Here is a 26,946-nt window from a genome sequence, read left to right as displayed (position 1 = left end):
CCATGACACAACCAGACTTTCATCTTATTGCACACGTATTATGTCCTTACGTACAACGCTCCATTATCACCCTTAAAGAAAAAGATATTCCTTACACCAGAACAGATATTAATCTTGCTAAAAAGCCCCCATGGTTTAAACAAAAATCGCCTTTGGGAAAAGTTCCGATTTTATTAGTTGATGAAGAATACACATTATTTGAATCTGCAATTATCTGCGAGTATTTGAATGAAATAACACCGGCTTCCTTGCACCCAGTCGATAATCTTGAGAAAGCTCATCACCGCGCGTGGATAGAATTTGGTTCTAGTATACTGAATAAAATCTCCAGCCTGTACAACGCAAATGAAGCACCACACTTTCAAAGGATTCACACTGAAATACAAGATAAATTTGGACATATTGAAGCAGAATTGAATGACGGCCCTTTCTTCTCCGGAGAGAAGTTTCATTTGATTGATGCTGTTTACGGACCAATTTTTCGATACTTTGATGTATTCGATACGTTTGCTGATTTAGGCACCTTTGACACTCTGCCTAAGTGCCAGCTTTGGCGAAGCACATTGCAACAACGAAAATCTGTTCAACAAGCGGTATCGCAAGATTACCCGGATCTTTTAATCAAATTTTTAATTGCTCGTGAAAGCTATCTATCAAAGTTGATCAAGCTAAAGAAGATTTCAAACTAACAAGGTATAATAACTATACTGTATAAATGTAAACATAACTTACGCCTTCTTATCGATGTATTAAAATGAATTCAGTGCTTTTTGCCCAGCTCACCGTCATCTTCACGAGTCTAACGCTTGCGCTTATTTTTCTTATGGCCTGGTATACGATGGGTAGAAAAAAGTATATTTTGCTTTGGTCGATTACATTTCTGATTATCGTTATTCAACGTGTCTTTAACGTTTTTAGCGAAGACATCAAGCCCCATATTCTGTATTGGATGATTGTGTGCAGCCTTTCAATGTTGTCGGTTGTTATCGGAAGCTGGGGGCACTTCCTCAGAACTCGCTCTCGCTTAAATATCAAATATTTCTTTTCTAGTACCATAGTACTATTGATTCTCACCTACTATTTTACTGCCGTAAATAACCATACTGGCTTAAGTATGTCTCTATATATTTATCACAATGCAATCATTTTATTCATTGTAGGAATCGTCATACTAAAGTATCGAGAGAAGAGTCCGCCAGCCGACTTGGGTGCTTCAATATCTTACATCCTACTTTCTATCTTTCAATTTATGGCAGCAACTTTTGCCTTGTTACAAGGCGCAGAACTCAATCCATTTTTTCGAGAGTTATACATTTATCTGAATTTTGTCACCATGCCTGCAGCGTTTACGGCGATGGGTTTATTTGTTGTTTTTATGCTGGCTTCGGATCTTTCGGAAAATATGAAGACGTTAGCAATGACAGATCCCTTAACTCGATGTTTGAATCGTCGAGGCTTTTACGAACAGGCACAGAAAAAAATCACCAATATGTTAAAAAGATCTCAACATGTTTGCATTGTCCTAATGGATATCGACAAGTTTAAATCGATTAATGACAAATATGGTCACGCTGCCGGTGATCAGGTGTTAATTGAAACCGTTGATCAGGTAAAAACTCATATTAAACACGAGGATTTGCTGGGTCGGTTAGGTGGCGAAGAATTTGTTATTTTACTTGGCCGCATCGAGTTTAATGAAGCGAGTAATGTTGCGGAACGATTGAGGAAAATAATCGAAAACCATACGATTTTTTTCGACGAATTAGAAATTAATGTATCTGCCAGTTTTGGTGTGGTATTTATAGAAGATGATAATTCTGACGTTGAGAAAGCCATTGATAGAGCCGACAACGCACTCTATCAAGCGAAGGAATATGGTCGAAATCAAGTAGTGATGACAACTTAATCAGCCTGAGCTTGGGATAAGAACAGATTAATCAGCAGCGTCGAGACGAGTGCTCAAACTGTCGTGGCATTTTGATTGATAAACTCTTTCGGTGAAACCCCGGTTTTATTCTTGAAGACTCGATAAAAACTTGCCTCGGAATTAAAGCCCGACTCAAGTGCTAAAGACAAAATAGATACCTTACTTTGTCTATCGAGTAATTTTTCTTTTACATCTTCGATACGATACTCATTGATTAATTCTCGAAAGCTTTTATCAAAATGCGTATTAACCACTTGCGAAAAATTGGACTGACTCACATCAAGTCGCTCAGCAACCTGTCGAATGTTAAGTGTAGGCTCCAGGTAGATTTTCTGTTGCTCTAGCAAGTGACGAAAACTATTGGCCAACTTTTCCGTTTCAGCACATGAAGCCTTTTTATTAGCAGATTTTAATTCTGATGGATAAATTTGATCGAGATCCGGTGCCTGTTGGCGATAGGCCATAAAACTAAGATAATAAGTGATCGACGCAATGTAGACAAAATAGACTTTCCAATGCAGGTCGGTGTGCATTTCAAGGTCAGTTAAACGGCTGAGAGTCATATTTGATAAAAGAAACAGCCACAATACGATACTCAAAACAAGAATGTTTCGTAACCAGCTAAGTGTCGGGTAAGCGCTATCAGCGGTGCTGTTTCTTACCTGCTGTTGGAAAGCAATAAATCTTCGATAGCCCAAATAAAGGTAGCTCAAAATAGAAACAACTATCGCCCAATCTTCTATTTCTTTGAATAATTTGTAATAGAGTTGATGAGCAACCTCATCTTGTATGACGGCAGTTGGGTAAGTGTAAACTGACCCGTATATAAAAAACGCATAAAATTGAGCGATAATAAATGGAATGAAATGCTTAATAAATTTCCACTTCCATGTAAAACCTTTCTTCGTCAACGCAACAACATAGAAGTAAAACAGTGGCGCAGTCGCTAATTCAAAAGCATTAGGGAAATAACGAAACGGAACGTCACGCGCCAGACCGGTAAAATTTATTAATATTTTAAAAAATAGTAGACAAAATGACAGAATAGCCAACGCCAAAAATACGTTACTTAATCGCTTGTCTCGAGCAAAAAGTAGTAGTGGGACCGCCACCAGACCTTGGGTTATCCCTATCATTAATAGAACGTCAAAAAATGAAAAAGACATCATAAAAACTAATTTTCCTAATTCGTGTTCATCTTAAACCCAAGTGCCTGAAAATGAAACCCCAGGTTAAGTCTATTGCAACATGCGGCCCAGGTTTCACCAAGCTCTCATCAGCAGAGACTCACAAAAAGAAACTCTCAAAACTTATTCTAAGAGGTAAGAACGACTCGTAATCGCTATGTTGAGTTTTTTTGTTATGAGAAAAACCATGAAAAACATAAGCGATAAAAACCTGTTTGTAACTGCTACATCATTAGCCTTGATCGCATCAATCTTGCTGATGCTATTTTTTGAATTTCGTGGTGTTAACGCTTTGATAGTCGTGCACGTTATTTTAGGGAGCCTGGCCTTTGTTATCGGTGGCATTGCCTTAATATCAAAAAAAGGCAGCCCGCTACATAGGTTGACTGGGAAACTATTCTATATTTCGATGACGGTATCAGTATCTCTCACCCTCCTGGTGTCAATGATGCCAAACCATGTCAGCCCTTCCTTGTTTCAAATTGGCGTCTTGAGCCTGTATTTTTTAATTGGCGGCAGACGAAGTCTTGCCTTCAAACGGTCTGAACACCAGTTATTGATCGACCGGATACTCGCCTACAGCGTAATATCAGTCAGTCTGGTCATCATGTTATATTCAGTGGTTCTAGACGGCGAATTTTACCCTTTACGGACCGTCTTTGGTTCAATCGGTATCGCATTCGGCTTGATTGATTTAATCTTGTTCAATCAACCTCAAAATATCAAAAGAAAGTGGTTAGTCCTACATATATCTAAAATGTTGGGGGGCTACACCGCGGCGGTAACAGCATTTTTTGTCGCTCAAAATATACTCTCCGGTTACTACAATTGGTTTATCCCCACCGTTTTCGGCTTGATCTATATATTCTTCTGGCTGGTTAAATTAAAGACATTCAAGCCAGCATTAAGCACCTGAAAAAGCCTATTTTTCTAAAAAATTACTATCAAAGCGTCGTTTGAGAGGTCTGTTGGCGCTAAATCCTTATGATTTAGCAGGCTTTTGCGAATACGACGATCATTTTTCAATACTGAGGAAGGTAGTTAATGATAAAGAATTTACTGATTTTATTTAATATCACTGGTGAAAAAAATAGGCCACTAACTATTCAGTGGCACCTGGCGACAGGTATCTTGCTACTCACTATTTTTAGCTCTACTACAACGCTTAGGGCTAATGAGACCCCCCTTAACCAGGCGGAAGCCGCTTTGGAAAACCAACAATATGAACAAGCACTGCATTTATTTAAAAAAATAGAGAATGATCAATCGTTTAAAACCCAAGCGTTGTTTGGATTAGCTAGAATCGCTTTTTATACCAATCAATTAGACGATGCCGAAGATTATGTGACTGAAGTCCTAAAAGCATCTTCAGATAACCCAGAGCATTTATTTATCGCCGCCAGAATTGCTGCAAAGCAAGCACAGTCGGCGAGCATATTTAGCAAGCTTGGCTACGCAAAAGATGCCAAGCGCTATTTTACCCGGGCACTAGAAATAGATAACAGCCACCAACCATCATTGATTGGCCTAATCAGATTTCACCAGCAAGCGCCTGTGATGGCCGGCGGTGATAAGGATGCAATTCCGGAACTGATTAACAAACTGCGTCTAATTGATAAAAGAGCTGCATTCTCTTTTGAAGTGCCCGATCTTCTCAAAAACAAAAAAGTCGAGGAAGCCATTGGCCTTTATCGAGATGCATTGAACTCCACATCAACGATTGATATTGGGAGGTTCAAGTTTGATTTTGCAATGATGCTATCCAACCAGGGGCATTATGAATCTGCCCTCAAAGAACTAATCTCCATTGAATTAAACAATGATGGCAATGAGCCGGATTTTGCCGACATGCGATTGTATCAAATCGGCAAACTGGCAGCAGAGTCAAAATCACACCTTCAACTTGGCTTAAGGAGTATCGCGCAATATGCCGCAATACCGGCTGAAAACAGGTTAATATCGAAAGATTGGGTTAATTTCAGGATAGCTCAATTACAGTTTCTCAGCGAGGGCAAACCTGGCGATACGCAACCTTTGGTAAAACTGATGACTTCAACATCAGACAAAGACCTTAAAAACAAAATTCAGTCATTGCTAGAAGAAAACAAATTGTAGAGAAAATTATGAAATCAATTGTAAAAAAATTGGCCATAGGCACTTTAATCCTGACGATTATATTGACTGCCGCAACTTATCTGCTTTTCCGGTCTGAAATCGATCATATGTTAGGCGGTAACACGGAAGTTGTTGACGTCACACAGTTTAAAACGATTTCAGGCGACCTGGCGATAACCAATGTCAGCGTGCTTTCTGCTGATTCACAATCAATGCGGCCTAACCAAACTGTATTGATTAACGATGACACCATTGTTTCCGTTGATCAAAACCTGGTAATTCCGGAGCGCTATCACGTTATTGACGGTGAAGGAAAATTCCTGATACCCGGCCTGGTTGATTCACATGTCCACATCAAAAAAAGTAAAAATGATTTCTTACTGTATATCGCTAACGGCATTACTCAAATCGGCGAAATGACGGGCATGGAGCAGCATTTTGATTACCGTCAAGACATCAGAAATGGTGCCATCGGCCCCGGTATTTTTATTGCGTCGCCCAAAATTAACAGCTTACAAGGCATTTACCCGACAATTAGAAGCCTATTCGAAAAAAGGCACCAAAACTTTTTCGATACAGACTCGGTACGTCAAGCGGTTAAGAAATTTAAGTTAATGGGTTACGACGCAATCAAATTAAGTTCTGACATTGATGCTGATATTTATTACGCAATCAACGACGAGGCGCAAAAACAAAAAATCCCGGTGATTGGTCACTTGCCCGTCGGATTACAATTGGACGATTTGTACCGTTCAGGGCAATCTCAACTGGGTCATATTGACTCGATTACCCATAACTTGTTGGTTGAATTTGGCGGAGTATATTCCAAAAATAGCCAAGCCTTTCTTGAGCAAGTCAGCGCGCTTGCGGATTCCATCGCAGTCAAATTTAAGCAAAACGATATCGCATTGGCTTCTACAGTTTGGCTACATAAGACGATACCACAACAAGATTTTAACCTGGCCGATTTCCTTAAAAGCATCGAACTGGAATACCAAAACCCTGGCTGGCTTGAAGGCTCCATTGTTTCAAGAGGATGCTTACCGGGTAGTAATTCTTATGAGAACCCACACAATACCGATCCTGAAAGCAAACTTGAATCGGAAATCTATTTTCAAACCTATAACAAAGCAATTGCTATCATCACTCAGGCCCTGGTACGCCATGATGTAGTGATAACTGCTGGTACTGATGCACTCGGAGCCTGTGGGATGATAGCCGGTTTTTCACTTCACTATGAATTAGAAACACTTCATGAATTAGGACTGAGTAATGCGCAAGTTCTTCATTCAGCGACCTTGGCGCCAGCCAAGTGGATGGGAACTAATGCAGGTATTATTGAAAGTGGATTTCGCGCCGATCTGGTTTTGCTAAACAAAAATCCGTTGGAAAATATTAGCAACACCAGAACGATTAATTCGGTAATCACCAAGGGAAAATACTTAGACCGTTCTCAGTTAGACAAAATTCTGGCAGCTGTGAAAGAAGCGAATAAAAACAGTAGAAAAGTTAACATCGACTCATATCTGAATTAGGGCGTGTAGGTCTTGTCTGTATAAAAAAATGCCAACCTGAGGTTGGCATTATCAGGTTAATTTTAATTAAAATGAAGCATCACGGTACACTTCTTTGCCCGCTAAAAGCGTTTGCAAAACTTTAGTTTGATTCACTTTATTCGGCTCAATTTGAAACAGGTTTTGGTTAATCACAATAATATCTGCTTCTTTCCCTACCTCAATAGTTCCAACTTTATTTTCCTGACGCATGACATACGCAGAATCAATAGTGTAAGCTCGAATCGCCTCTTCCAGAGAAAGATTTTGCGGTGTTCGAGTTATTGCATGTTGTAATCCGATAAACGGATTAAAAGCACTAACACTCCAATCGCTGCTTAATGTTACCCGTGCACCGGCATCTTTCAATCCTCTAAGTGGAACCAGATTATTCGCTTTGTCAGACCCAATAAATTCAGCAAGTTCGCCCCAGTGTTCTGGATTGGTAAACTCACCTGCAACCTGACAATCAGCGGTAACATTTAACGCTGCAAAGCGTGCATAATCATTTGGATCAACAATTTCTAAATGGGTTAGTCTGTGCCTGCCATTTGCGGTTCCAGACTTTTCGATTGCGTTAAGCGCTTCAAAAATACCTCGTTCGCCGATCGCGTGAATATGAAAATCAAACCCGGTCGGCTCTAATTGCTTGAGATAGTCAGCAAGCCTTTGCTCAGTAAAATAATTGAGTCCTCGGTTACCGGGGAGCCCTAGTAAATCAAACTGATAGGGCGTGTGCATTGCTGCTGTTGTATTAGACGGAATACCGTCACTATAAAACTTTATCTGATTAATTCGCAGTAAACTATTTTCGTCGTTACTATAAAGAGACTTTAACATTTCAATTTGTGAAGTATCTTCTTCCATCGGGTACGCCCAAAGCCCTAGTACGACTCTCGCGGTTAGCTTTTTTTCCTGTTCAACTTTCCGCCAGGTTTTATGGTGGTCTCGTTTCCAATAGGCCCGAGCATCCGCGATTGAAGTGAGTCCGACTTTTGCGAGTTCAGGTAAGGTAAAATTAACCAGGCCATCATAATCATTTTTTAAACTGCTTTCAGTTGGCGCCATAGCGATATCCATGACGATATTACCAGCATTGTCGATCAAGATACCGTTAGGTTCTCCGGTAGTTTTATCTTTCATGATCACGCCGCCGACGGGATCTGCAGAATCTTTATTGATCCCCGCTAATTCAAGTGCCTTCGAGTTAACCCACATGGAATGAGAAGTTTGCTCCATGATTATTACTGGGCGGTCCGATACGGCTTCATCGAGAATTTCAAGCGGTCGGCGTTTCGCATCTAACAACGTAAAAACGCTATGACCGTATCCAATAAGCCAATCAGAGCCAGGATTATTTTGCGACGCTTGTCGAATGGCTGGAATAAACTTTTCAGGGTCGTTTTCTTCAGTGTTAAGTACAAAACTGGAGTTATCGGAGCCCGATTCAAGTGGGTGAATGTGTACATCGTGCATACCCGGCATCACCATCTTGCCGGCCAAGTCGATTATTTTGGCACCATTCACTTCAAATTGAGCCGCATCAGCACTACTACCAACAAAGGTGATCTTGCCTTTGTCGATAACAATTGCCTCAGCCCATGGCTGCTCAGGATTAACAGTGTAGATATTGCCATTTTTGTAGACAGTGGCAGTGTTGGTCGCCGTTGGCGGCGGAGGCGTCGTACTAGAATCTGTGCCACCGCCACCACCTGCACAGCCGGTAAGGCATAACAGTCCAATTGAAACAAAACTCGCCAACTGTTGCTTAAAACTTCTCGATTTATCGTTCGGTTGAGATCTACTCATTGTATATTGTCTCCATTGCTGCTCGGAATAATTGGGACAGGTTCAACTCTCCACTAAGCAAATAGAATAACGAGTAATAGGTAACAGGTAGGTAACGGGCGCTTACATCCGCAACACACAGCAGAAATCTCAAATCACAATAACAAATCAAATAAGTAACAAACCAGGCAAAAATAAATAGTCATTCTAATGATTAATCGTCATGATAAACTCTTTATTCTTAGGTGGTTTTCGCAGTCACAACTTAACCAAGCATTTAGCCTAATCATTCAACCTAATTTATTAACCTAAATATAAGGATTCAGAGCAATGACCATTCAAGCAAATGACACAATTCCAGCGGTTGACGTTAAAATCGTCAAGAACGGTGAAACTAGCGACATCAGTACCTACGAGCTGTTTGAATCAGGTAAAACGGTACTTTTCGGCGTACCAGGCGCATTCACCCCTACTTGCTCTCAGGCTCACTTACCCGGCTTTGTTGTTCAGGCTGACGAATTGAAAAACAAGGGCGTCGACCAGATTATTTGTATGTCAGTGAATGACGCTTTCGTGATGAAAGCCTGGGGAGATGCCAGCAATGCAGAAGCAATTACAATGCTCGCCGATGGCAATGGTGACTTTAGTAAGGCGCTAGGTTTGGAACTGGATGCTTCCGCAGCCGGCATGGGACAGCGCTGTAAGCGATTTGCCATGATCATCGAAAACAATCAGGTGCGAGCAGTTTTTGTTGAAGAACCAAAGCAATTCGAGGTTTCTAAAGCGGAATACGTGCTCTCACAACTTTAATCTGAAGCATCAGTTAATGGAGACTCGGGGTCGCCTGATTGCACCGAGTCGCCAGCGCCTGTTGAGTCAGCCTTTCATCCAACGGTGTTACAATCGTTGTGAACTATCTGCGAGTAAGGCCATCTAAAGAATAATGTGCCTTACTCGGCAGCATCCGTTAGGGTTCAGCTTGAATTTGCCTCACTAAAACGGGAGGTCATCTGAAATGACTACTTTTTCTTCAAAACGCCTTTTATACCGCCTGATTTTACTACTCCCACTAATAGCAGGATTGTCCGCCTGCGCCACAGCCACCATGTCAAATGCAGAAAAATCAGTCGCTTATAAAGAATATATCGACAAAAACAAGCTTGATGAACTCAACAGGATCACCGCTTTTAAATTTTACGGCTGGCGCTATCTGAATAAAGAGCATTTGATACTTTCGACCGCACTTAACAAGCCTTATTTGATCACTCTGAAAAATAGCTGTATTGACTTACATTTTTCTAACGGGATCGGCGTTGAACCCAGAGGAAACTCTCTCAACGCTAAATTTGACTCGATTTTTCCGCTCACATTTCCTGAGCAGAGGTGTTTTATTAAGTCGATTCACAAAATATCTCGTCAACAAGCCGACGAACTTTCCCAAATCGGTAAGGAAAAAGCTTCTTAAATTAGAAGTTTGCGAACCCAATTTTTGCAAAGTTTGGCGCTGGGCTTTGTATCACAGAGCCCAACTTGAATTGGCTCAACTTTGAGCTTCTCTATCAAAATAGAAGGTAAGATTCTTATCTTCAAACCCGCCAGAAACCAACACGCCGCACCAACAGAGTAATTAGAAAACTTCTGATTGTTACATAAAGCTACAAAACTCAAACGGAAGCTACATAGGCTTCCAGTAATAATAGACCAGCATTGATTGTGCCCTGGGGGGGCCAAACTATGCACATAGCAGTGATAGTTCAGGCAGATTACACTTAGTTTGCCTGTTGTTATCAGGAAAACGGATCACCCTCCTAACCTGATAATGATTGCGGCAAATATATTCCTGAGAATATTTTGCCGCTTTTTTAACTGGGAAAAAGATGCGACGCATATCATTAATTATGATTCTCTTTTTCGTTTGTGGGATGTGCACCACAGCCTCAGATTCGACCTCAAAAAACGCAGAAGTTTATCAGAGCCGAGAAGCGATTTTATATGGAATTAACACTTCTGCAGATCAGTTAGAGGTTAAAGTCTTGAGTTTTGGATGCACTAAAACAAGTCACTTTGAACTGGACTATAATCATATCAAGCTTGGTATTGCCAACATCTCGGTCATTCGATTGAAGCAGGATCAGTGCAGGAGCAATCCTTTTGTAAAAACCATTCAATTTCAAATCGATCCAGCGATTAGAGAACGAGTGTCACAATTAGTAATAACGAACACCTTTAGAACTGACACGTTTAATAAAGGTGCCTATGAAACACAATATAGCGGTATTTAATTAGAGAATATGCAACAGGACAATCAGCCAAACCAGTCAGAAGAAGTACCGACGCCAATCTTACTCGTTGAAGATGACGTTAAACTCGCAGAACTGGTGATTACTTTTTTAACCAAGAATGGATTTCAAGTACACCATGAAGTGAATGGGCTTCATGCGATCGAAGCAGTATCTGAACACGCGCCTCAATTAATCATTCTGGATATCATGTTACCCGGGCTAGATGGGCTGAGCGTTTGTCGCAAGCTCAGAGATTCTTATCCTGGCCCAATTCTGATGTTAACAGCGCTCAATGACGATATTGATGAGGTGGCCGGTCTTGAAATGGGGGCTGATGGCTATCTGGGAAAACCAATCAAACCACGAGTTCTTCTGGCGCATATTCGTGCTCACTTGAGGAGAATTTCATTGCAAAGAATAGAAAATAATCTCAGCGAAAACGAACAGCTCATTTTAGCGGGGCGATTAAAAATTGACGCCGGGAAAAGGCAAGTCTGGGTTAACACCAGGGAGATTGAATTAACGGCTGCTGAATTTGACCTGTTATGGCTGCTCGCCGAACAAAAAGGTCAAATTACCGATCGTGAAGAATTACATAAAAAAATATTTCGACTGGAATATGATGGGCTTGATAGAAATATCGACATTCGCGTGTCAAGATTAAGAAAAAAACTCGGCGATGATCCGAAACATCCCGAACTAATAAAAACCGTTAGAGGTCAGGGCTATATATTAGCCGATTAATTCAATTCGTCTATGAATCATTATATAAAAATCTTTTTGTCTTTTGCGCTTGTCAATTACATACTGATATTTACCTATGATAATTATTATCTCTCTAGCCTGGAGTCAAACTATTTAACGGAATCTCGAGATCAGCTTCGCCAATATTCGCTCGACTTACGAAGTGAGCTTTCCAGCAGCAGTGTTGCCAGGGAAACTAATGGTGACCAATCGAGTGAGAGTATCCTGAAAGATAAGACCTCGATCATTAATCGGTGGGCAAGCCAACAAAATATTCCATCGCAAATATGGGCACTAGAAGAGTTGCAGGTTGACCCTGATATTCTGTCAGAGTTGAATAAATCTGATTATATTATCGACCTCTATTCTGGCATGGGCCCAAGTGCCTATGTCAAGATTGACGAAAAGCAAATTGTAGAAATTGGGCCGCTCGATCCGCTCTACATGGAAACAACTTCCTACCAACCGTTTTTTATTTTCCTCATCATATTAGTCAATGGGATCACTGCAGGCATTCACTTTTATCTATTCAGATTAAAAAGCAAAAAAATAGAATACGCAATATCCAGCTTAGTGGAACGACAGCACTTATCTCATGAGATGCTGGGCGTTCAGGATGTACTACAAATAATCGCGAAAAAACTCATCGTTCTTGATAATTACATTCAAGATATTGAGCAAACTAACCATCAGATCATTAACGACCAAAGAGATTTAATGCACGCGGTTGCGCACGAGTTGAGGAGCCCAATTGCACGGTTCAGTTTTGCATTAGAGTTGGTTGAAGATAGTAACCAGTCGCCGGAAGACAGTAAACTCATTAAGGATATGCACGACTCTATTGATGAGTTGGAAGCCTTGATCAAAGAAATTTTAAGTTATTCGCGACTTTCTCACGGCAAAATGATTTTGAATTATGAAGCCGTTTATCCAATCGACTTAATCACCACCATAACTGCCAGGCTGCAATCCCTTTACACCCAACAAGAGTTTTGTATTCTTAATGATCTCGCCGATATCGAATTAGTTGCTGACCGACGGTTATTAGAAAGAGCATTCATCAATTTATTGAGAAATGCGGCGAGATTCGCCAAAAACCGAGTCAACATTACTTTGCATGGAGACGAAGAGCAAATCACCGTGGTTATTGACGATGACGGGATAGGCATACCTCCCGGCAAGCGTGAACGAATTTTCGAAGCTTTTACTCGCCTCGACCCCAGTCGTTCAAGAGATTCAGGCGGCGTAGGTTTAGGACTGGCCATTGTCAAAAAAATTGTCGAAAAGCACGAAGGAGAAGTGACTGTCGGTGACAGCCCAATGGGAGGAGCGAGGTTTAGTGTTTCTCTCCCACTAACCAGTAAAGATGAGTGATCTTATAAGTGATTAAAATGGAATTTTTAGGTTAGAATAAATCAATTCGACAATGGAGTGAGATCATATCAATGCAACTATCACAATTAGAAACTCGAGTTATCGGCTGTCTGATCGAAAAATCAATAACCACGCCAGACCAGTATCCCCTTTCCCTTAACTCACTGACCAATGCCTGTAATCAGAAAAGTAACCGAGATCCAGTGCTATCTCTTTCAGAAACGGAGGTACAGGAAACCCTTGATTCGTTAAATGAAAAACGGTTGATCATGAACCAATCAGGTGCCTCAAGCCGTGTACCGAAATATAAACACCGATTCTGTAACACTGAATTTAGTGATCTGCAATTTTCAGCTCAAGAGCTCGGAGTCATCTGCGTGCTATTTTTGCGCGGACCTCAAACTCCCGGAGAATTACGTACTCGCACCAATCGATTGTGCCAGTTTGATAACGTGCAAGAAACTGAGGCATTGCTTAACAAACTGAGCGAATCTGATAATGGTCCCTATGTGGTCAAATTGCCGCGGGAGCCAGGCCGGAGAGAATCCCGGTACGCTCATTTGTTCGGTGACCAGGAAGAGAGTGTCGCTCAAATCGCCGAACCAGAATCTACAGGCAGTTCCGTACAAGATTCTGATAGACTCAGCGCACTGGAGGAACAGGTGGCTTTAATGCAAATGGAAATTGATGAACTTAGAGAGAAACTTCAGGAGCTATCTTAGCTCCTTTGTCTTTTTGATTTTCGCAAAAATTATTGAGGCGGTTTCTTTTCTTTTTTGCTGTCCTCTTCTACTTTTTTCTTTTGCTCTTCTTTATCTTGCCCTTCTTTATCCTTTAGAGGAAAACGATTCGGCACAACATAAAGCTCATCAAACTTATTGTCTTTAGCGTTACCAGAAGACTCAGATAAGGGTCTGGAGGTTTGCGAGCTTGAGGTGGACACTTGTGGTTGATCAGTCTGATTTTGCGGCGTAGCCTGATCATCAGTAGTCACCGACTTGGCAGGCGTTTCAGCAGTTTTGTCGTCTTTTTTTTCAGACATAGTTTGATTGGCGTTTTCAGCCTGCTCTTTATTTTGATCGGTCACAGAACAACCTATCACAAACAATAGAGAAACAGTTACAACAGTGAGAATTTTTTTCATAAAGACTATTGACCCAAATCTGACAAATCATTCAGATACGTTGATGTTAGCTATTTCTATTATAACGAAACATGTTGAGAAAAGGGCTAATAATTGAATAGTCTACGCTGACTTATCTTGATAATTCAGCGTAGTCAATGTCGACGCAAAATGCATCGACACTAAGCGAACTTTACTATCAAATTAAAACTCGTATCGAAATCCAATGGAATAACGATCACTATCCGATTCATTTTCATAACCGGCATAAACCGCCATATCGTTATCAAATTGATAGTTAGCACCCAATACAACAAAAGTTGGATTGTAATCACCAAAAGTAGGATCAACTTCACCCGCATCTAAATGCTTTATTGCAGCTTGAAGCTCAACCGAATCAGCAACCTGACTACGCACACCAACACTCAGTTGATAACCTGGTTCATCAAACTTACCCGCATTATCTCGCTCCATCACAACTCTGGCCCAGTCTAACTGCGTATATAGCAACGTGCTGTCTGCAATACCATACTGGTAACCAATTCCCAATGACGAAGTACTCAGGTCGAGTCCTCGATCACTGGTTAATACGTGACTTCCAGCTAGATAAAGACTTTGGTCAAACTCGTAACAACCGGCTAATTCAAATCCTCCCAGATCGCCACCAACTGCATCGTGTTCTTGAGTAGTCGTTCCAACTTCAACAAAATTGAATGATGGTAGCTCTGCGTTCGCCCCGAAAGACAGCGCCGATAGTGTCGCAGCGATCAGAATTTTTTTATTCATCGCTAGTTTTCCTTTTGTTAATAGTGAAACGAAAGCGCATACCACTTTCGTTTCGGTTAATACCTGTTTAGTAATAACAAAATTCAATGGGGAGAAATTCTCCCCAAAGAATTTACCCAATATGCTTTATTTAACGCTCACTTTTCTTCTTCTGAAAAGTGTTGTCAAAACAAACAACATGAGTAAAGGAGCCCCAAACGAACCACTACCGCTTTTTGGCTGGTCGATAATAGTTACAGTTGCCGCTGTTTTGGCACCAACTGCCGCACCGCCTTGAGGATTAGACAAGATAACAGTAAATGTTTTATGTACATCAAGTGCCGAGGTGGGAACGCTAATTGTCTTCGCTGCTGTATCTCCATCAGCCCAGTTCAAAGTCCCTGAAGTTGCAGTGTAATCAGCGCCGGCAATAGCGGAACCATCGATAGTGTTAAAGTCAACACTAACTGCGTAATCAGAACCATCAACACGCTCAACTGAAAGTACCGCATTTTTTTCTTCATCGACATCAACATGAGTCACTGCAAATTGCGCAGTACCGTAGCTTGGCTCATTCACTGTTACTTTCAACGGAATCGCACTTACACTGTAAGGCGTATCATGTTTGAAAGCGATGGTAGCCTCATAATCACCTGCGGCTAGATTCGCAACGTCGAAGGTCAATGCAGACTCTGCAGTCTCGCTTGCAGCAAGAGTCACAGGGTCGATCGACGCAGCGGTCATCCACGGAACATTGTTCCATTCGCACGCACCAGTTTCTCCAGATGCAAAACCGATGACTAATTGTTGTGCTTGATCAACAATCCATAAGTTACCGTCGCAATCGATATCAAGACCAGCCTGACTAGTAATTAAGTTACCGGGGTAACCATCACCATCTAAGTCGAACTGAACGTCGATACCACCTAGCATGTCCATACCTTCAGTCATCGCATCAACAGCTACCACATCGTAGTTGTCACCGGCATTGTTGATACTGACAAATAAATGTCCAGTTTCAGCGTTGTAAGCTAAACCAGCAACTGAAAGTCCAACATTAACGGAACGAATAATTGTGCCGTCCATAGTGAACTGATGAATAATTCCATCGTTCCAGGAACCTGAGTAGAAAGTATCGGTTATTGGATCGTAGGCTAATCCACGTTGTGAAGTACCGAAGGCTGGACAAATAGTATTGCCAGTATCTTCTAACGCTTCAATATCAACTTCATGGATACAGTTGTCACCGCCAACATTAACAATCCAAAGTGATCCGGTACGTTGATTAAATGCAGAACCCGCGTGGAATGAACCACCCCAACCAACAGCAACATTTGTCGTTGTTCGCGTTCCGTCTGCATCGAACTTCCACACAGCATCAGCAAGAGCACCACCGGCTTGTAGATCACCAACCCAGAATTCACCCGTTGTACGGTTTCTTGAAATACTCCAGCCGTAGGTAAGATCCGTTGCGAAGACACTGCTTGCTTCAACAGATTTGATTTCTGCCAATTTATGGTCTGGGAAGTGGCGAATTTTCGCCGTATCAAGATTGTTCAAATCCTTTGGTCCAAAGTGACGAGTAGAAGGATGGAAAGGTCCGTGAATCAGGTTATTTTGACCACCCTTAATCAGCAATAAGTCAGATACCGATGCATCGGCGGTTCCAACATTGCTGATTGTCAGCGTTGAGTTGTCAAGAGCTCGTCCTTCAGTTACACCAAAAGTGACTTCATCAGTATTTATCATGCCGGCATTCAAACTGACAGGTGTCGCCAACGCGATATCCGCTGAAGTTGGTGTGGCCGTGACATATTTTTCTTTTGCCACTTCAATACTAGTCGCACTATCTGAAACAAAAACCTGGAACAAACCGTCATTAATTGCTTCGTCTTCGCTTGTTGCAACAGAAGCGGTTACCGCATTTCCGTCAATCGAAATAGACGCGCCATTAATAGCTGTGCCTGTATTTGCATCTGTAACGTAACCAGTAAGCATTGAGCCCGCAACCATATTACAGGTACGTGCGATAAATCGGACATTATCAATTAAAGTGTAGAACTCCCAGTTAGCATTGTAGTAACGGAATCTAACCTGGAAGCTTGTCGCCCCTGTTAACAAATCAGTGATGTCTAATGCATAGCTATCAAGCGAAGCACTTTTACTTAGTTTGCCAACATTTGTCCAACCGGCGGAATCAACATTCACATCAATATCAACATCATCCTGACCAGTCCAGGTTGCGAGGTATCCATCAAACTCAAGAATATAATTCTCACGGTCAACGACGTTAATCACTGGAGAAACAAGCGATGTGTCAGCATTAACTCCTGGGCCCGCTGCGTCAGAGTCAGCAAATGCCGCTTCACCTTGCGCACCGGAAATATTTCTGCCAGAACCAACATATGAAGACCAGACTACACCTTCACCTGAATGATCAGTGACAGTCCAACCAGCTGCAGGGAAAACATCAAAGCCTTCGTAAAAACCGTCAACAGAATCGAACGCATAACCCGGTGCAGTACAGTTTGAATTAGGTGTTAATTCAAAGTTAACGCCGGTGTGATCTTTTTGAGCATTCGTTTCGTTAGTTGGTAATACGTCAGTTGATTCAGACTTTAGATATCCACCCACTCTGATTTCTTCAGCGCTGAAACTGACAGTTGTTCCTTCAAATAACGAAATTGAGTACGCACCCGTTTCAGGATTGGTATAGGTACTGAGGGTATCTCCAGGAACACGAACTGAAACTTTCGCATATAGAGAATTACCATGGCCGCCACCATCAGATACCTTACCAGAAACAACCACAGGTGTAGCACCTTCTAGTGTAATATTATTAGTAACCGTCTCATCTTCTGTCACCGTTGAAGCAGCAGCAGTAGAAGTAACCCAACCATATTTTGAGCCGGAAACATCATAGTCTCCAACAGGTAACGTAACCCTGTAGTTCCCTTCAGAATCAGTTTTTGTAGTGAAAAGCCCGATTGTGATAGTTGCGTTTGCAATCGCCTCACCAGAGGTCGTGTCTGTTACTTTACCGGTAAGCTCACCGCGCGGGCCTGAGCTACAGGTTGGAATTTTAAAAGAAGAAATTCTGGTAGACCATGCAGTCGAACCATCGTCGTCAGTCTTGTAGTATTCGGTGGTAAACCAGAAAGTACAATCGTCTTCAGGGTCAATACTCAAACTTGAGTAGTCTCCCCATCGACTCGCGCCAGACTGAGAACCTTCACCATTGTGAAGCATGATTTCGTCAGTTAACGTGTTAGCTGGATCGGTTGCTAATCGAGTAGCAGCAGCAATCGATGGCACCATTGCACTGCTCGCAATGCTATAGCCAAAAGCAACATTTCCATTAACATCCATGGCACCACTTCCCATCCATCGAGAATTAGTGTCTGGAGCAAAAGTACCTTCATTCGCAACTGCGACAGTTCCTTGAGATTGATCAACATCGATCTCATACCAACGCAGGGCAGTTTCACCCTGACCAGCCGGTGCAGCAACATTATGAGTGAAGACAATCTTACCCTGGCCGTTCAAGTTTCGGTATGCCGCTCTAAACATTGAACGAATGCTCAACGAATCAAGTGCCTGCCCGTTCGGCTGAGTAATTGCCGGCGCGCCGCCGTATGGCGTAACGCTCACCGTTTGAACCGGTGTAAAGGTTGAAGCACTGGTGTTATCCCAATCAACATCAAATTCCCAAACATGCAGTCGATCAAGTTCACCAGAATCTCCGCTAGACCAGATAAAATATTGGTTAGCGTCAGCTGGAGGCGGCGTAATGCCATCGATATCAAGCGGCATCGGCGTATAAACTGTTGGCGTAGCACCGTTCATATCAAACTTGACCTGTTGTGCTGGCGCACCAATGAGCATCTTTTCACGCTCATAAGCAACAACACCACCACCAGACCAGGCGAAACCAGCCGTTGAATCAAACTGGTTAACTCCCATGTAGTAACCGTCCGTCCACACGCCAAAATGCGGGTAGTCATTCATGAGTTCGCCATAGGCAAAATCATAAAGATAGTAAGAACCGGTTGGATCGCCGGTTGTAGAAACCGCTATACACTGGTGGTTATCTGTACCATTAAGCGCGAACTGGCTAATCATCCAACGATCAGCAGCACCATCATAAAGTACGATTGGATCACCGTTGTTGTTGGTTTCACAAATTCCCCCGAATCCACTCCAAAGAGAGTTGACGGCGGCAGGTGCCATTAGCTGGTTTCCTTCTTTATCCCAAATCGCTAAAGCAACATTCACCGTTTGAACATAATGGTTAGGACCAACGTCACCGTTTGTATCTGGTGGAACAGCACCGGTAACATTACCAACGCCATCAAAACTGACACCAAGCTCTGGTGCCTGTCGTTTAAATTTACTTTTCTTTAAGCTAGTTTGCGCGACAGGATCAACGAATCCTTCCGGCAATTTGTAATCTTTATCTTTAAAAGGGAAACGATTTGGAACTTCCCAAACTTTGTCGTATCCGGGTACTTCTTTTCCTGCAGATGTTAACTTGAATTTTCTCTCTTTACTTAAAGTAGGTAGAGGTTTTGCTAGTTCCCTTAAAGGCTCTGAAACCTTAACTGGTGCAGACATTGTCACACTTTTTTTGATGCTGACATTATCTGTTGCGTTAGCAAATATTGAAACGCTACTTAAAGCAACAAGTCCAATTGTTGTCACTTTTTTCATTATTTGATTTTCCTATTGATAGTTTCTTTTATATAAGTCCATTGTCTGTAAACTCTGCGCAGACGTAACGGATGCTATCATTAGGAATATCTAATTTAATGGGTAATATTTACCGGACCACCCGTTACTATTACCGATAATTTTTTGAACTATCAGCTTGACTTTTTATTCATGTTTTTTATTCATCAAATAGAAAAACATCTCAAAAATCAATAATTTAGCAAAAAACATTACGATGTTATAAAAAATTAAATCGGTAAAAAATAAACGCTAAATTTAGGTCTTAAAAACCTTACAAAACAAACTAATAATCGGATTGCATTTACCCCCAACTGGCCTTATAAAACCTAATTGAATTTAAGGATTCGAGTTGTTAATGCAGTACCAATAAAATGAATGGAAGCGATAGCAATATCGACTTGAGCAGTCAATTGCCGTTAGAAGTTTTAACTTGATCGAAACGCGTCAAACTAGCTTTGTGTGATGTGATTTTTTTCTACCGCGAGAGGGTCGAAGACAGAGTGTCCAGTTCAAGACGCCTAATACTAGGCACTCTGTCAATATAGACTTAATAAGGTTTATTTTGAGTTAAAAGTCGTACCGGAATCCAACAGACTGTCGTTTGCTATCAGACTCTTCCTGATAATTGGCATAAATAGAAAACTCATCAAATACTTTAAAGTTTAAACCCACAAAACCATAATCGATTCGATAATCACCAAAGGTCGCATCAACTTCACCTGCATCTAATCGCTTAACGGCGACATCAACTTCAAACCAGTCGGTGACGTTACTTTTAAGACCAATAGTAAACTGATTACCTTGCTCATCAAATTCACCGGCATTTGGTCTGGTAAATACGACGCCAACAGCGTCAGCTTGAATGTACATGACAGTGTCAGTAAAAATGAGTTCTTGATAACCAATACCAATTGATTTGGTTTCGTTTTTCAGATCTCCATCACTCGTTGAAATAACTTTTCCAGACAGGTAAAAGAAGTCTTTTAACTCATAACTAATTTCAAAATCGTAGCCAGTAAAATCACCGTCAACCACCTCGTGCTCTAGTTCTGTTTGACCGACTTCAACAAAAGTGAACGAAGGTCTTTCAGCCATTGCGCTAAACGACATTAATGCACAGGCGCCCCAAAAAAACTTTTTTATCATTTATTTATTTCCTTTTCTAAAAACAGTGAAAGCCAATGTCTTTCACTAATAATTTATTTTTATTCGATACCAGATTCAACGTGAATTTTAAAACGCTGAACTTTTTGGTTGGGTTACACTGAATGAAAATAAGCTCAGCTAACCCAACCTACAATCCAATTATTCTATGTTCTAGTTTTTATGAAGCATTCGTCTTCTGAATACTCCAATGGCGATAAGCAAACTAATTGCAACGAAACCGAGCCCACCACTTCCTTTTGGTTTGTCTTTGACTGCCAGTGTGATTTTAGTATTTTCACCTAAAACCGCACCGCCCTGAACGTTCGATAACTCAACTGAAAATGACTTATTGCTATCAACCGTTGTAATCGGCACAGTAATGATTTTTGCTTCACCATCCAGATCTACCCAATTAAGCGTTCCAGAGGTTTCAGTGTACTCAGTCCCCGCTACAGCCGTACCGTCAACTGTGGTGTAGTCAACGCTAACAGCAAAGTCTGCACCACCGGTTCGTTCGACCGTTATTTCTAGATTTTGTTCTTCGTCGACTTCAGCATTAGTCACTAAAAATTGGAGCGTTCCATATTGAGGGGCGGTGACGTTCAGTGTGACAGGGACAGTAAAGCTTCCATAGGGTGAATTATTATCCACCAACAACTGTGCTTGATAAGTCCCTACTTCAACCTCTGAAGAATTAAGTACGATACTCTTTTCTTCGTTGGCTTCGGCTGCAAGTTCTCCAGAAGCTGATGCCCCCAACCACGACACTTCTCCCCACAAACAGGCACCGGGCTCATCGGTATCAATTTTAAAAGCGAGTTTTTTACTTTGCTCAACCATCCAGATCGAACCATCGCAGTTAATTGACAATCCTCCTTGAGCCAAATCGTCCATGGCATCTTCTGCAGTACCATCTTCATCAAGATCGTAAAGAACATTAAATCCACCAACAACGGAATAATCAGAAACATTCAAAATAGCAACATCAAGCTCGGGCGCTTCCGCATTGACGCTGACATACAAGCGTTCCGACGCTGGATTATAGGCTAAACCGGCAACAGCTAAACCAGTGTTAATCGAGCTTAATAATTCACCCTGTGTGCTAAACCGATGCACAACAGAATCGCTCCATGAGCCGCTGAAAAAAGTGTCAGTAACAGGGTCATAAGCCAGCCCTTGTTGACTCACGGAAAGCCCTTCTGGACAAATTTTATTGCCAGTAAATGCTAGTGATTCTGGGTTAATTTCATGAATGCAAAACTCGTCATCGACTTCACTAATCCACAGCATGTTAGTGCGAGAGTTAAATGCGAGGTCTCCGACAAAACCATTATCGGTGTCAAGAATAGAAGACGCATCGATAGTGTCGTCTGTCTTAACGCCATCTAGCTGATAACGGTGAATGTGATCATCACCACCAAGATCAAGTGCACTAACGCTACCGAACCAAAGACTATCACGGTGTTGATCGACCCCAACCCCAAAGGCAAAACCAGTTCTCCCTACATCAATCATTTCAGTGGCATCCCCAGGGGCCATAGGTGCCACATAAGGCGGTCGATAATCCCTGATATGGCCGGCATTTAACTTCAACATATCTTTTGGCCCGCTATAACGCAATCCTACGTCGAATCGGCCGAGTTGACTGATGGCAGCAGAATCCGGCGCAGCGTTGATTTCACTGATACTGTATGTACCGGTGGCGCTACCGCTATTGGTAATAGTAATCGTTTGTTCTGAAATACGACCCGCGGCTACGCTGACTTCTATCGGATTAGGTGCGATTTCGATTAGCGCGGCTGATAACTGAATGTCTTTTCGAACTAAGGTACCAGCGACAGGGCTGACATCTGTTGAAACATCCGCATAGTTACTACTGGTCACACTCATTTCGGTTGTATTTTGATCAGCGAAAACAAAATATATTCCGTCAGCAACGGCTGAATCTCCGCTGGTTGATTGTGAAGTTGCTTTACCTTTCGCGTTAATTGTCGCCCCGACAACGGCTCCATCGGTGTTAGCGTCAGTAATATAACCAGCCACCAATGAACCAGCTCCATCAGTGACGCAGGTGTGGCCAAGTGAAACATCATCTACCTGGGCAAACCATTCATCGTCAGCATTGTAATAGTGCCATCTCAATTGAAAATTGGTGACACCATCAAGGTGTGAAGCAATATCCAGATTAACGAGTTCACCCGGGCCAGCAAACTCTCCATGATTACCTGTCCAGGCAATAATGTTCTGCCAGCGCTCGCTGTCATCGGTGCGAATATCCAGGTCAAAATTGTCTTTGGCTGAAGAAGTTTGGAAATTAGCCAGATAGCTCAATGTAGTTCCATTAAGACTGGCGACAGCCAGCGTTGGTGAAACTAACGAAGTATCAATGGTCACGCTACCTGCAGCATCGCTATCGATCAGTGCTGCTTCGCCTTCACCACCAGTGACGTTATCTCGGCCAGACGTAGTGCTGCCCCACGACTGCCCGCTACTATTCTCATCAACACTTTGCCAACCATCGGCAATGAAATCGCCGTCAAAATTCTGGAATAGACCATTGCTTTTATAGCCTGGCGCGTTACAGGCATTAACATTTATTTTTAAATCAAAGTCTTGCGTTACAGGCGCATCGCCAGCAGGTGTAATTGTCTCAGTTTTTTCAGCATAGCCAATCACTTGAGAATCAATTATAAAAGGCACAGCAATATTGGGCACTAGATCGACGGTGTACTGGCCGGTAAAGGGATCGGAATAAATATCGAGATCTTGATTATTGGGAATATCAATCTCAATTTTCGCATAAAGGGGCCAGCCCTGACCGCTTCCGTCAGTAATTTTGCCAGTCACAGCGATAGTCGGTGCTTTATTCAGTGTAATGTCACGAACTGTTGTTTCATTTTCTGCGACAGCCACATTACTGACGCTACTCGCTTGATACCAATAACTATCATAAGTTAATTCATAACTATCAACAGGAAGGCGAAGTGAGTAGTTACCATCAGCGTCAGTATGAGTTGCCAATGCACCAGCAGTGACACGGACATTAACAACAGGTTGCTCAGTCGTCGCGTCAATCACTTTACCAGATACAAAACCGGTAGGCAGCGCAGTACAGTTGGGGAATTTGAAACTACCAATTTGCGTTGCCCAATTAGTCGTGTTGTCGTCAGCAGCTTTATAGTATTCATTGGTGTACCAGAAAGTACAATCGTCAGAAGGATCAACACTTAAACTACTATAGTCAGCCCAGCGACTTCGATTTACATTACCCTGAGAACCAGTTCCAGCAACGATAACGCCTTCGCCCTGCGAAAGTTCACCTGCAGGATCAGTTGAAAGTCGACCAGTGTAATAAACAGATGGATGAAGCTGGTTGCTGGTTGCGTTGTAACCAACAGCAATATTACCAACTGCGTCCATGGCAATACTGCCCATCCATCGATCAACGCCATCACTTGGCGCGAAAGTGCCTTGCTGATTTAATGAGATGTCACCAGAACTATTGTCGATTCGCACTTCATACCAACGAATGCCAGCCTGGCCCGCGCTATCAGCGTCCACATTATGGTTAACAACCAAAGCACCATAATCGCCCATATTTCGATAGGCCAGGCGGTACATCGCATAACCTCTTAAAGAATCGAGCGTTACACCGTTAGGTTGCACAATCTCTGAAGTCTCAATATTCATGTCCATCGCGGCGATCGGCATTTCCTGTGCCATAGTGAACGTTGAACTAGCAGGGTTTTCCCAGTCGACCACAAATTTGAATACCTGAATAACATCCGCCGGAACTTCATGAAACCAGTCATCAAGAACGGCAAAGAAATAATTGGGTGAGTCGGCCGGTGCTGGAATAACACCATCGTGATCCGCTGGTAAAATTGAAAATAGTTTGGGGAATGATTCCGTCAGGTCAATTTTGACTTGTTGCGCCGAAGCACCATTTAGCATGGCTTCTCGCTCGTAAGCGACAACAGCCACATTCGCATAGTTATTGCCAATAAACTGGTTAACGCTCATGTAGTAGCCGTCTTGCCACACGCCGAACTTCGGATAATCGTTAAACTTTACATTGTCGAACTCAAAATCATAAACGTAATAAGCTTGAGTTGGATCTGGCGTTTGGGAAATCGCGATACACTGGCGGTTATCAGTCATCGCGTCATTAAAGGCGAACTGGCTAATTAGCCAGCGATCAGCCATAGAATCATAAAGAACAATTGGATCACCGCGGTTAGTAGACTCACACAACCCACCTAAACCGCTCCATAGCGAATTAAGCGCCACAGGTGCTAATAACTGATTGCCTTGCTTATCCCAAACAGCCAGCGCAGTATTAACACTCTGAACATAGTGATTAGGACCAACATCACCGTTAGTATCGGGCGGAACAGCAGCCATTACATTGGGTATACCAGGAAAGCTAACAATTGGGTCTGGAATAACTTTAGCGGCGGCCTTCGATTGTCTGGCACCATCTTTTTGCGAATTTTGCGATTTTTGTCGATGCCGGTTATTTAGCTTAAATGGAAAAGGCTGATTTGGGATAGCATAATCACTGCCATCACCAGGCACTTTCTCACCTCGCGCCTGAAGTTTCCGCTTACGTGAAGGATTAATTTCCCCGATTGTTTTGGCCATTTCCGTAAGTGGTTTGGTCGCATGCCGATGCAGCGCTTTGCTGACTTCAGGTGCAGGTTCATTTTTTGCGCTGACTGCTGAGCTAAACAATCCAGAGATGGCGAAAATAGCAACCAATAAAGTTGAAGCAAAAGAACCCGAAAGTGGTTGAATGTGACTTCTGTTACGCATTATTGTAATCCATAGAATAGTTATTTTTTAATCCAAGCAGCTTCACTTCACGTCCCAACCGCTCTTTACGCCGACTATCGAAATCGCGAGATTAGCAAAACTACGATCTAATCGGCAATACCCTAAAATTAAAACCTGAAATGCATCTATCGAAAATCCTTCTTAATATACGAGACGGAGCTTTCAGAGAACCCTTGATACTATCACTACCGACACTGGGTTGGATATGCAATATTTACCAGAAGAGATAAATAAATAAGCCAAAATCAGCTGTTATAACTTTTATCTATCAGAGCTAAATATACTCTCTAAAGCCCCAATAATCCGGGGCTTGAAGAAAATTGAGTGGTATTTGTCAGGAATTTTTTTGGCGAGAAAAGCGAACTAATAACAGGAGAAAAATTAAGCCAAACCAGCTAGAACTTCCTCCGCCGGAATAACCTTTTTTGTAGCTAACCGTTGCTATTTTTTCTTCTTTAACTCTCGCACGAAACTCACTTAGTTCTTTGTCTAGATTCTTGGTCATTTGCTCGACGGCAACGTTAAAAGTTTTCATCTGAAGCCGGCGTTTTTTCTTAATTTGACCGAGTGCATTGTGGCTGCTGTCTTGACTGTTCGCGCCAGGGGCTCTAAACAACAGTTTTTTAGTCGCTACGTCAAACACAGCAGTGTCTACAAAAGTTTGAGATTGAGTGGTCTCACCGGGAACGATGAAAGCACCGACAATTGTCCAGTATGCCAGTGATAAGGAGTTTTCCTCGGTAATTGAAACCTGGTCATAGGAGACTAGCGCCATCACATCAAGATCATGGAGCGCGGCAATCTGTGACAGTGTATTGAAGCCTTTTCCCTGTCTTAAATAAAGTTCGGGGATTATGTCGAGAGACTCAATATAAGCTCGCCCTTTAAATTGCGCGGCAACTTTAGCCAATAAATCGTGTTTTTCTGCCTCTGTCAGCGAAAACTCGATATCTCTGCGAGTTTCCGGCACAAATGCGATACCGACTCTAAGCGGCAATTTTAAATGGGGAATTTGATCGCTGGAGTGATCAGGTCTTTTTCCATCTGGGTAGAGATAATTTACAAGATTACTGGAAACACCTTGTCGTGAATGGGATAAACAACCCGTTAAAAACAAACTACTAATGATGATAATCAGTGATATTCGGCGCATGATTTGCTCTCCATATAGTTTCATCTAAGCAACTCGCTACCTGTAATTGATAGAAAATTGTTCTGAAATGGAGAGTAGCGATCTACTCAAATTGACTCAAAATGAAACAGGAAAGAATAATAAAAAACCACTGACAGTCGCAAAATCTGATACTCCCTCTGGTGTTTGTTTTCACTGACAACTAATTTTGAAACAGGAGCCCGAATTCTAGCTAAGATTTAC

The 26,946-nt window shown here is 42.1% G+C and carries 19 protein-coding genes; 11 read left to right on the top strand and 8 right to left on the bottom strand.

Going from position 1 to position 26,946, the window contains the following annotated elements; genetic code table 11:
* Positions 1-2 precede the first annotated feature (2 nt).
* Both FLL46_RS03880 and FLL46_RS03875 read left to right on the top strand, forming a co-directional pair.
* Complete coding sequence (locus tag FLL46_RS03880) at positions 3-689, top strand: glutathione S-transferase family protein (RefSeq protein ID WP_142892130.1); 687 nt, start codon at positions 3-5, stop codon at positions 687-689.
* Between the two features lie 65 nt (positions 690-754).
* Positions 755-1,906, top strand: a complete 1,152-nt coding sequence (locus FLL46_RS03875; RefSeq protein WP_142892129.1) for a GGDEF domain-containing protein — start codon at positions 755-757, stop codon at positions 1,904-1,906.
* Between the two features lie 53 nt (positions 1,907-1,959).
* Here FLL46_RS03875 and FLL46_RS03870 read toward each other — a convergent pair whose 3' ends face one another.
* Positions 1,960-3,096, bottom strand: a complete 1,137-nt coding sequence (locus FLL46_RS03870) for a helix-turn-helix domain-containing protein (protein ID WP_142892128.1) — start codon at positions 3,094-3,096, stop codon at positions 1,960-1,962.
* A gap of 205 nt (positions 3,097-3,301) precedes the next feature.
* Here FLL46_RS03870 and FLL46_RS03865 point away from each other — a divergent pair, with 205 nt between their 5' ends.
* The 3 genes from FLL46_RS03865 to FLL46_RS03855 all read left to right on the top strand — a co-directional run bounded on the left by FLL46_RS03865 (position 3,302) and on the right by FLL46_RS03855 (position 6,764).
* Complete coding sequence (locus tag FLL46_RS03865) at positions 3,302-4,030, top strand: DUF2306 domain-containing protein (RefSeq protein WP_142892127.1); 729 nt, start codon at positions 3,302-3,304, stop codon at positions 4,028-4,030.
* A gap of 128 nt (positions 4,031-4,158) precedes the next feature.
* A complete protein-coding gene (locus FLL46_RS03860) occupies positions 4,159-5,229 on the top strand; it encodes a tetratricopeptide repeat protein (RefSeq protein WP_142892126.1) in 1,071 nt (356 codons plus the stop codon).
* 8 nt (positions 5,230-5,237) lie between these two features.
* Complete coding sequence (locus FLL46_RS03855) at positions 5,238-6,764, top strand: amidohydrolase family protein (protein WP_142892125.1); 1,527 nt, start codon at positions 5,238-5,240, stop codon at positions 6,762-6,764.
* A gap of 66 nt (positions 6,765-6,830) precedes the next feature.
* Here FLL46_RS03855 and FLL46_RS03850 read toward each other — a convergent pair whose 3' ends face one another.
* A complete protein-coding gene (locus FLL46_RS03850) occupies positions 6,831-8,591 on the bottom strand; it encodes an amidohydrolase (protein WP_142892124.1) in 1,761 nt (586 codons plus the stop codon).
* Between the two features lie 309 nt (positions 8,592-8,900).
* Between FLL46_RS03850 and FLL46_RS03845 the strand changes: the two genes are divergently transcribed.
* The 6 genes from FLL46_RS03845 to FLL46_RS03820 all read left to right on the top strand — a co-directional run bounded on the left by FLL46_RS03845 (position 8,901) and on the right by FLL46_RS03820 (position 13,692).
* Complete coding sequence (locus FLL46_RS03845; RefSeq protein WP_142892123.1) at positions 8,901-9,380, top strand: peroxiredoxin; 480 nt, start codon at positions 8,901-8,903, stop codon at positions 9,378-9,380.
* A gap of 205 nt (positions 9,381-9,585) precedes the next feature.
* The gene (locus FLL46_RS03840) at positions 9,586-10,035 is read left to right on the top strand and encodes a DUF6491 family protein (protein ID WP_142892122.1); all 450 of its coding nucleotides are present in this window, start codon (positions 9,586-9,588) and stop codon (positions 10,033-10,035) included.
* Positions 10,036-10,447: 412 nt separating this feature from the next.
* Positions 10,448-10,852, top strand: coding sequence for a hypothetical protein (locus FLL46_RS03835; protein WP_142892121.1), 405 nt, complete (start codon positions 10,448-10,450; stop codon positions 10,850-10,852).
* A 9-nt stretch (positions 10,853-10,861) separates the two neighbouring features.
* Positions 10,862-11,596, top strand: a complete 735-nt coding sequence (locus FLL46_RS03830; RefSeq protein WP_142892120.1) for a response regulator — start codon at positions 10,862-10,864, stop codon at positions 11,594-11,596.
* Positions 11,597-11,608: 12 nt separating this feature from the next.
* On the top strand, positions 11,609-12,970 hold the full coding sequence (locus tag FLL46_RS03825) for a sensor histidine kinase (protein WP_142892119.1): 1,362 nt from the start codon (positions 11,609-11,611) through the stop codon (positions 12,968-12,970).
* A 71-nt stretch (positions 12,971-13,041) separates the two neighbouring features.
* On the top strand, positions 13,042-13,692 hold the full coding sequence (locus FLL46_RS03820; protein ID WP_142892118.1) for a YceH family protein: 651 nt from the start codon (positions 13,042-13,044) through the stop codon (positions 13,690-13,692).
* A 29-nt stretch (positions 13,693-13,721) separates the two neighbouring features.
* Here FLL46_RS03820 and FLL46_RS03815 read toward each other — a convergent pair whose 3' ends face one another.
* From FLL46_RS03815 to rhlP, 6 genes are all read right to left on the bottom strand, one after another.
* Positions 13,722-14,114: a hypothetical protein gene (locus tag FLL46_RS03815; RefSeq protein ID WP_142892117.1), complete on the bottom strand. Its 393-nt coding sequence runs from the start codon at positions 14,112-14,114 to the stop codon at positions 13,722-13,724.
* 183 nt (positions 14,115-14,297) lie between these two features.
* Positions 14,298-14,879 (bottom strand): porin, encoded by a 582-nt coding sequence (locus tag FLL46_RS03810; protein ID WP_142892116.1) that lies wholly within the window; start codon positions 14,877-14,879, stop codon positions 14,298-14,300.
* Between the two features lie 126 nt (positions 14,880-15,005).
* Positions 15,006-19,568 carry a Calx-beta domain-containing protein gene (locus FLL46_RS03805; RefSeq protein WP_142892115.1) on the bottom strand — a complete coding sequence of 1,521 codons (4,563 nt, stop codon included), beginning with the start codon at positions 19,566-19,568 and terminating at the stop codon, positions 15,006-15,008.
* Positions 19,569-20,156: 588 nt separating this feature from the next.
* Positions 20,157-20,735, bottom strand: coding sequence for a hypothetical protein (locus FLL46_RS03800; protein ID WP_142892114.1), 579 nt, complete (start codon positions 20,733-20,735; stop codon positions 20,157-20,159).
* A 171-nt stretch (positions 20,736-20,906) separates the two neighbouring features.
* Positions 20,907-25,550 (bottom strand): carboxypeptidase regulatory-like domain-containing protein, encoded by a 4,644-nt coding sequence (locus tag FLL46_RS03795; RefSeq protein WP_142892113.1) that lies wholly within the window; start codon positions 25,548-25,550, stop codon positions 20,907-20,909.
* 355 nt (positions 25,551-25,905) lie between these two features.
* Positions 25,906-26,748, bottom strand: a complete 843-nt coding sequence (rhlP, locus tag FLL46_RS03790; protein WP_142892112.1) for a rhombotarget lipoprotein — start codon at positions 26,746-26,748, stop codon at positions 25,906-25,908.
* Positions 26,749-26,946: the final 198 nt, after the last annotated feature.

Source organism: Aliikangiella coralliicola (assembly GCF_007004725.1).
Taxonomy (GTDB): Bacteria; Pseudomonadota; Gammaproteobacteria; order Enterobacterales; family Kangiellaceae; genus Aliikangiella; species Aliikangiella coralliicola.
Note: the sequence above shows the minus strand (reverse complement) of the source record. Positions and strands in the feature narration are given on the sequence as shown.

Coding starts and splice junctions, on each gene's coding strand:
- FLL46_RS03840 (WP_142892122.1), top strand. CDS start 9,586: ATGACTACTTTTTCTTCAAAACGCCTTTTATACCGCCTGATTTTACTA.
- FLL46_RS03870 (WP_142892128.1), bottom strand. CDS start 3,096: ATGATGTCTTTTTCATTTTTTGACGTTCTATTAATGATAGGGATAACC.
- FLL46_RS03800 (WP_142892114.1), bottom strand. CDS start 20,735: ATGATAAAAAAGTTTTTTTGGGGCGCCTGTGCATTAATGTCGTTTAGC.
- FLL46_RS03830 (WP_142892120.1), top strand. CDS start 10,862: ATGCAACAGGACAATCAGCCAAACCAGTCAGAAGAAGTACCGACGCCA.
- FLL46_RS03815 (WP_142892117.1), bottom strand. CDS start 14,114: ATGAAAAAAATTCTCACTGTTGTAACTGTTTCTCTATTGTTTGTGATA.
- FLL46_RS03820 (WP_142892118.1), top strand. CDS start 13,042: ATGCAACTATCACAATTAGAAACTCGAGTTATCGGCTGTCTGATCGAA.
- FLL46_RS03880 (WP_142892130.1), top strand. CDS start 3: ATGACACAACCAGACTTTCATCTTATTGCACACGTATTATGTCCTTAC.
- FLL46_RS03795 (WP_142892113.1), bottom strand. CDS start 25,550: ATGCGTAACAGAAGTCACATTCAACCACTTTCGGGTTCTTTTGCTTCA.
- FLL46_RS03845 (WP_142892123.1), top strand. CDS start 8,901: ATGACCATTCAAGCAAATGACACAATTCCAGCGGTTGACGTTAAAATC.
- rhlP (WP_142892112.1), bottom strand. CDS start 26,748: ATGAAACTATATGGAGAGCAAATCATGCGCCGAATATCACTGATTATC.
- FLL46_RS03850 (WP_142892124.1), bottom strand. CDS start 8,591: ATGAGTAGATCTCAACCGAACGATAAATCGAGAAGTTTTAAGCAACAG.
- FLL46_RS03855 (WP_142892125.1), top strand. CDS start 5,238: ATGAAATCAATTGTAAAAAAATTGGCCATAGGCACTTTAATCCTGACG.
- FLL46_RS03875 (WP_142892129.1), top strand. CDS start 755: ATGAATTCAGTGCTTTTTGCCCAGCTCACCGTCATCTTCACGAGTCTA.
- FLL46_RS03860 (WP_142892126.1), top strand. CDS start 4,159: ATGATAAAGAATTTACTGATTTTATTTAATATCACTGGTGAAAAAAAT.
- FLL46_RS03825 (WP_142892119.1), top strand. CDS start 11,609: ATGAATCATTATATAAAAATCTTTTTGTCTTTTGCGCTTGTCAATTAC.
- FLL46_RS03865 (WP_142892127.1), top strand. CDS start 3,302: ATGAAAAACATAAGCGATAAAAACCTGTTTGTAACTGCTACATCATTA.
- FLL46_RS03810 (WP_142892116.1), bottom strand. CDS start 14,879: ATGAATAAAAAAATTCTGATCGCTGCGACACTATCGGCGCTGTCTTTC.
- FLL46_RS03805 (WP_142892115.1), bottom strand. CDS start 19,568: ATGAAAAAAGTGACAACAATTGGACTTGTTGCTTTAAGTAGCGTTTCA.
- FLL46_RS03835 (WP_142892121.1), top strand. CDS start 10,448: ATGCGACGCATATCATTAATTATGATTCTCTTTTTCGTTTGTGGGATG.